This window comes from Pantoea sp. GbtcB22 (assembly GCF_019091025.1).
In the GTDB taxonomy this organism is placed as follows: domain Bacteria; phylum Pseudomonadota; class Gammaproteobacteria; order Enterobacterales; family Enterobacteriaceae; genus Pantoea; species Pantoea leporis.
This window is the reverse complement of the sequence record NZ_JAGXKB010000249.1, coordinates 1-268: the sequence shown is the minus strand read 5'-3', so window position 1 is coordinate 268 and position 268 is coordinate 1. Positions and strand designations below refer to the sequence as shown.

General features: G+C 55.2%; 1 protein-coding gene. It reads right to left on the bottom strand.

Annotated features, from left to right (window positions below; all coding sequences use genetic code 11):
- Nucleotides 1-268 (bottom strand): lytic murein transglycosylase (locus tag KVT28_RS25250; protein WP_217550919.1); only part of this gene is annotated, 268 nt, incomplete at both ends.

Genomic DNA, 268 nt, shown 5'->3' with positions numbered 1-268 from the left:
GTATTAAAGCCATTCTCCAATGCCGGAGCCTCCCCGCTGGCCGGCACCGCAACGTTCTCGCCCGCACGCCAGCCATGTTCTTTGAAGTAGTTGGGTACGCTACCAATCGCATCAACCGGATCCCAAAGGTTGATATGACCATCGCCATTAAAATCGACTGCGTATTGCTTATAAGAGGATGGCATGAACTGCCCATAACCCATCGCACCGGCAAAGGAGCCGCGCAGATCCAGCGGATCGTCTTGCTCTGTTCGCGCCATCAGCAGGA